Raw genomic sequence first — 5,477 nt, 5'->3', positions numbered from 1 at the left:
GCGGTGAAGGCTCCAAGGGTAAGACCGCAGGTCGCGGTACCAAGGGTACCAAGGCACGTTACCAGGTTCGTGCAGGCTTCGAAGGCGGCCAGCTGCCGCTGCACATGCGCCTGCCGAAGCTGCGCGGCTTCAAGAACCCCTTCCGCACCGAGTACCAGGTTGTTAACCTGGACCGCATCCAGGAACTGTTCCCCAACGGTGGCGACGTCACCGTCGAGGCACTGGTTGCTAAGGGCGCCGTTCGTAAGAACGAGCTCGTGAAGGTTCTGGGCAACGGCGAAATCTCCGTCAAGGTGAACGTTGTTGTCGACAAGGCATCGGCTTCCGCTATCGAGAAGATCGAGGCCGCTGGCGGTTCTGTAACCGTTAAGTAGTCTTCAAGACGAGAAAGCCCCCGTCCGTATACTGTACGGACGGGGGCTTTTTGCTGCTCGAAAAGACTCGCAACAGGGGCATATTCCTGTATTCGCATATTTGTACGCTTGGTGTGCACCACATTTTGTGTTCAAAAATCACGCTAAGAGAATATAAAAGCTAGATAATCTGCTAGGGAGTTATCGTTAGGCGCTCCAAACACGATAGACTGGAAGATGTGTTTACTGCGCCCTAAAACTCCTTGAGAGGGATGGGCGCCCCATAGACTTACAGGAGGACATGTGCTGAGCGCATTCGGGCGAGTCTTGAAGACCGCCGATTTGCGGCGTAAGCTGCTGTTTACCCTGGCAATGATTGTGCTGTACCGCGTGGGCACTTTCATCCCCGCGCCAGGCGTTTCCTACGGAAATGTACAGCAGTGTCTGAACGCCAATGTTACGAGCGGTGGCGTCTACGATATCGTCAACCTCTTCAGCGGTGGCGCACTGCTGCAGCTTTCGATCTTTGCCCTCGGCGTGATGCCGTACATTACCGCGTCCATTATCATCCAGTTGCTGCGCGTGGTTATCCCGCGATTCCAGGAGCTGCACGATGAAGGCGCGCAGGGTCAGGCGAAGCTTACCCAGTACACCCGTTACCTGACCATCGCTCTTGCTCTGCTGAACGCAACCACCATCGTCTCGATGGCGCGCTCCGGCGTTCTGCTGGGTAACTGCCCCGGCATCATCCCCCAGGACGACGTACTGCACATCCTGCTAATCATCGTCACCCTGTGCGCAGGTACCACCGTCATCATGTGGATGGGTGAGCAGATTACCGAGCGCGGTGTTGGCAACGGCATGTCCCTGCTGATCTTCACCTCCATTGCATCCTCCTTCCCGAGCGCTATGGGCGCCATCCAGCGCACCCACGGTTGGGGTATCTTCGCAGCTGTCTGCGGTATCGGCCTGCTGGTTATGCTCGCTGTGGTTTACGTTGAGCAGTCCGTTCGCCGTATCCCCGTGCAGTACGCAAAGCGCATGATCGGCCGACGCACCATTGGCGGCACCAGCACCTACATTCCGCTGAAGGTCAACATGGCCGGCGTGATTCCGCTGATTTTTGCGTCTTCCCTGCTGACTCTGCCCGGTCTGATTGCCCAGTTCAACACCCCCACCGACGGCTCCACCCCGCCCGACTGGGTTAACTGGATCAACGCATACCTGGTGCGTGGTGACCACCCGCTGTACATTGTTCTCTACTTCTTCATGATTATTGGCTTCGCGTACTTCTACGTGGCGGTCACCTTCGACCCGGTAGAGGTAGCGGACAATATGAAGAAGTACGGTGGCTTCATCCCCGGTATTCGTGCCGGTAAGCCCACCGAGCGTTACCTCAGCTACGTACTCAACCGAATTACGTTGCCTGGCGCACTTTACCTGGGTGTAATTTCCATGATTCCCCTGGTAGCGCTTATTCTATTCAACGCAAACCAGAATTTCCCGTTCGGCGGCGCCTCGCTGCTGATCGTGGTGGGTGTTGGTCTTGATACTCTCAAGCAGATCAACGCTCAGCTCCAACAACGAAACTACGAAGGACTGCTCCGATGAACCGTCTGCTCATCGTCGGCCCTCCCGGTGCCGGTAAGGGCACCCAGGCCGTCAAGATCGCTGAAGCGCTGAAGATTCCCGCGATTTCCACCGGTGATATCTTCCGCAAGAACATCAAGGAAGAGACCGAACTGGGCAAGGAAGCAAAGTCGTACATCGACTCCGGCAACCTGGTTCCCGACTCCGTCACCAACAACATGGTGCGCGCACGCTTGGAGGAAAGCGACGTTGTCAACGGCTTCCTGCTCGACGGCTACCCCCGCAACACCTCCCAGGTGCACGAGCTGGACTCCATCCTCGAAGCTAAGGGCGAGAAGATCGACCGCGTTCTTCTGCTGGTTGCAGACAACGACGAACTCGTCGAGCGTCTGCTCAACCGCGCAGCAGAGCAGGGTCGCACCGATGACAACGAAGAGGTCATCCGTCACCGCCTGAAGGTCTACGAAGAAGAGACCGCACCACTGATCGCAATCTACCGCGAACGCGGCATCGTCAAGGAAGTTAACGGCCTCGGCGAGATTGCTGAAGTCACCGAGCGCATCCTCGACGCTCTGAAGTAATTTTCTGCTGTACCCCCGCAATTTGAGGTGCATGATGCATCACAAAGACTTGCGGGGGTACAGTGCTGTCTGTAGAGTTCTAAGCTTGGGCGTATAGCCCCACATACCTAAGGAGTCAGAATGGCACGAGTCGAAATTAAAACCAATGCACAGCTTCAGCAGATGGCTCGTGCAGGCGTCATTACCAGCCGTGCACTTGATGCGGCAGTGGCGGCAGCGCGCCCCGGCGTAACCACCGCAGAGGTGAACGCCGCCTTTGAGCGCACCATGCTGGAACTGGGTGGCACCTCCAACTTCTACGGCTACTACGACTACCCGGCAACCGTGTGCACCTCCGTCAACCACGAGGTTGTTCACGGTATCCCCGGCGACTACGTGCTCAAGGACGGCGATATTCTCTCTATCGACGGTGGCGCGTACGTCATTGATCCCGCTACCAACCGCCAGTGGCACGGCGATTCGGCACGCACCGTACTGGTTGGCAACGTGAGCGAAGCACGTGCCGAGCTCTCCGCCGTCACCCGCGAGGCAATGTGGCACGGTATTGCCGCTCTAGCAACCGCGAAGAAGGTCGGCGAAATCGGCCTTGCCATCGAAGCGTACGTGACCGAAGAATACGGCGATAAGTACGGCATTATTGAAGACTACGTGGGCCACGGTATCGGTTCCCAGATGCACATGGCACCGGACGTACTGAACTACGCTGTGCGTGACATGGGCCCGAAGATCAAGCCCGGTATGGCTTTCGCTATCGAACCGATGCTCGTCACCGGTTCCATCGAAACCAAGGTGCTCTCCGACGACTGGACTGTTGTGACCGTTGACGGCTCCGACGCATGCCAGTGGGAGCACTCCGTTGCTGTGCACAGCGAAGGTATCTGGGTACTGACCGCAGAAGATGGTGGCGCAAGCGAACTTGCCCGCTTCGGCGTAACCCCGGTTCCGATTCCTGCCTAAGCCCCACTAGGGGAGGGGCCCCACCTTTAGCTGCCCCACCTCCACTCGAAGAAGCCGGCGAACCCGGTCCGGTGCGTGATAGCGCATCCTAAAGCATCCACATCACAAGGAAGAAGCTCCATGAGCGAAACTCTCAATAGCGGCGAGGCAACCGCACCCGCTGCGACCAAGGTGCCGGTTGAAATCTCGAACGTTCGCCCCGCACCCGGACAGATCGCCCTGAAGGCACCGCGTCGTGCGAAGCCGCCCAAGCATATCGCTGACTTCGACATGGCTGGCCGCCGCGAATTTCTGAAGGAACTTGGCTACCAGTCGTTCCGTGCATCCCAGCTGTCCAAGCACTATTTTGAGCGCCTGGTCACTGACCCCGCTGAGATGACTGACCTGCCGGCTAAGGACCGCGAGCAGATGGTTGCTCAGGCGATGCCTCAGCTTCTGACCCCGGTCCGTACCCTCGAGGCTGACGGTGGTGACACCCTGAAGGTTGTGCACCGCCTTTTTGACGGTGCACTCATTGAGTCCGTCATCATGCGCTATGACAACCGAGTGACCATGTGCATCTCTTCGCAGGCTGGCTGCGGTATGAACTGTCCCTTCTGCGCAACCGGTCAGCAGGGTTTGACTCGTAATCTGTCCACTGCGGAAATTGTGGAGCAGGTCGTTGCCGGTGCCCGCTACCTGAAGCAGATGAAGGGCCTGGAAGAAGCAGAAGGCGGTTCTGAGGATACTCGTCCGCTGCGTGTTTCCAATATTGTCTTCATGGGTATGGGTGAGGCGCTCGCTAACTACAAGGCAACCATGGGCGCTGTGCACCGCCTGATTGATCCTTCACCCGAGGGCCTTGGTATTTCTGCGCGCGGTCTGACCATGTCGACCGTGGGTCTGGTGCCGGGTATTCGTAAGTTCGAGCTGGAGAAGCTGCCCATCACTTTGGCGCTGTCTCTGCACGCCCCGGATGATGAGCTACGTGATGAGCTCATCCCGATTAACCAGCGTTGGAAGGTTGACGAGACTCTGGACGCTGCGTACGACTACTACCGTACGACCGGTCGTCGCGTCTCTATCGAGTACGCGCTGATTCGCGATATTAACGATCAGGGCTGGCGTGCGGATCTGCTCGGTAAGAAGCTGGCTCAGCGCGGTCGCGGCTGGGTGCACGTGAACCCGATTCCGCTGAACCCGACCCCGGGCTCGAAGTGGACGGCATCCCGCAAGGGCGTCGAGCAGAACTTCGTGGAGCGTCTGCGCGCCCACGGTATTCCGACGACTATTCGTGATACTCGCGGTTCCGATATTGATGGCGCATGCGGTCAGCTTGCCGCTAAGGAAGACTAAGCAACTGGGCTGTGACCGATAAGCGGTGCCCCTTTCCTTCGGACGGAAGTCCTTAAGGCTTTCTGGAGCGTGGGGGAGGGGCTTCTTCCTTTTAAACCTTAAGTGCCTGATGTCATAAAAATCACGGTTGTTTTTCCCTGGTCTTTGCCGTACAGTTAACAGTTGGTTGTCTGTGCCAGTGTTAAGTGCGCCTTAAAACGCCCCAGCACCTCACCGCGGTGAGCTCACAGACGGAAGATACATTTGCCCGCCGCACCTGCGACGGGCACCGACGTTAGCGGAGGATATGGCTAAGAAAGACGGCGTCATCGAGATTGAAGGCTCTGTGGTTGAAGCTCTGCCCAACGCGATGTTCCGTGTTGAGCTGGATAACGGCCACAAGGTTCTCGCACACATCTCGGGCAAGATGCGTCAGCACTACATTCGCATCCTGCCTGAGGACCGAGTAGTAGTGGAACTGAGCCCCTACGACCTTTCCCGAGGTCGTATCGTCTACCGTTACAAGTAAACCCGAGATAAACGTCGCCCCTGGCGGCGTTTAAATCGTGTTCAAAGGGATAACGCAGTTCCCCAACGTAAGTGAGGGAACCTCTTATCTCGCCAGTAATCAAGTTGCAATCAAAAGGAATGCGATGAAGGTCAAGCCGAGCGTTAAGCCGAT

General features: G+C 57.4%; 6 protein-coding genes. All 6 read left to right on the top strand.

Translation table 11 applies throughout. From position 1 onward, the window contains the following. Positions 1–374 (top strand): 50S ribosomal protein L15 (rplO, locus tag Q0216_RS02160; RefSeq protein WP_298592555.1); only part of this gene is annotated, 374 nt, incomplete at its 5' end. Between the two features lie 282 nt (positions 375–656). Next, positions 657–1,964, top strand: coding sequence for a preprotein translocase subunit SecY (gene secY / locus Q0216_RS02155; protein ID WP_298592553.1), 1,308 nt, complete (start codon positions 657–659; stop codon positions 1,962–1,964). Next, positions 1,961–2,524 carry an adenylate kinase gene (locus tag Q0216_RS02150; RefSeq protein WP_005505015.1) on the top strand — a complete coding sequence of 188 codons (564 nt, stop codon included), beginning with the start codon at positions 1,961–1,963 and terminating at the stop codon, positions 2,522–2,524. The genes secY and Q0216_RS02150 overlap by 4 nt, the downstream gene beginning before the upstream one ends. Before the next feature lie 120 nt (positions 2,525–2,644). Beyond that, positions 2,645–3,481, top strand: coding sequence for a type I methionyl aminopeptidase (gene map / locus Q0216_RS02145; RefSeq protein ID WP_298592551.1), 837 nt, complete (start codon positions 2,645–2,647; stop codon positions 3,479–3,481). A gap of 120 nt (positions 3,482–3,601) precedes the next feature. Further along, positions 3,602–4,816 carry a 23S rRNA (adenine(2503)-C(2))-methyltransferase RlmN gene (gene rlmN / locus Q0216_RS02140; protein ID WP_044150213.1) on the top strand — a complete coding sequence of 405 codons (1,215 nt, stop codon included), beginning with the start codon at positions 3,602–3,604 and terminating at the stop codon, positions 4,814–4,816. Positions 4,817–5,102: 286 nt separating this feature from the next. Next, positions 5,103–5,324, top strand: coding sequence for a translation initiation factor IF-1 (gene infA / locus Q0216_RS02135; RefSeq protein ID WP_005505018.1), 222 nt, complete (start codon positions 5,103–5,105; stop codon positions 5,322–5,324). Positions 5,325–5,477 lie beyond the last annotated feature (153 nt).

It is taken from the genome of uncultured Rothia sp., assembly GCF_937976295.1.
Taxonomy (GTDB): Bacteria; Actinomycetota; Actinomycetes; order Actinomycetales; family Micrococcaceae; genus Rothia.
This window is presented reverse-complemented; position numbering and strand designations above follow the sequence as displayed.

Coding starts and splice junctions, on each gene's coding strand:
- infA (WP_005505018.1), top strand. CDS start 5,103: ATGGCTAAGAAAGACGGCGTCATCGAGATTGAAGGCTCTGTGGTTGAA.
- rlmN (WP_044150213.1), top strand. CDS start 3,602: ATGAGCGAAACTCTCAATAGCGGCGAGGCAACCGCACCCGCTGCGACC.
- map (WP_298592551.1), top strand. CDS start 2,645: ATGGCACGAGTCGAAATTAAAACCAATGCACAGCTTCAGCAGATGGCT.
- Q0216_RS02150 (WP_005505015.1), top strand. CDS start 1,961: ATGAACCGTCTGCTCATCGTCGGCCCTCCCGGTGCCGGTAAGGGCACC.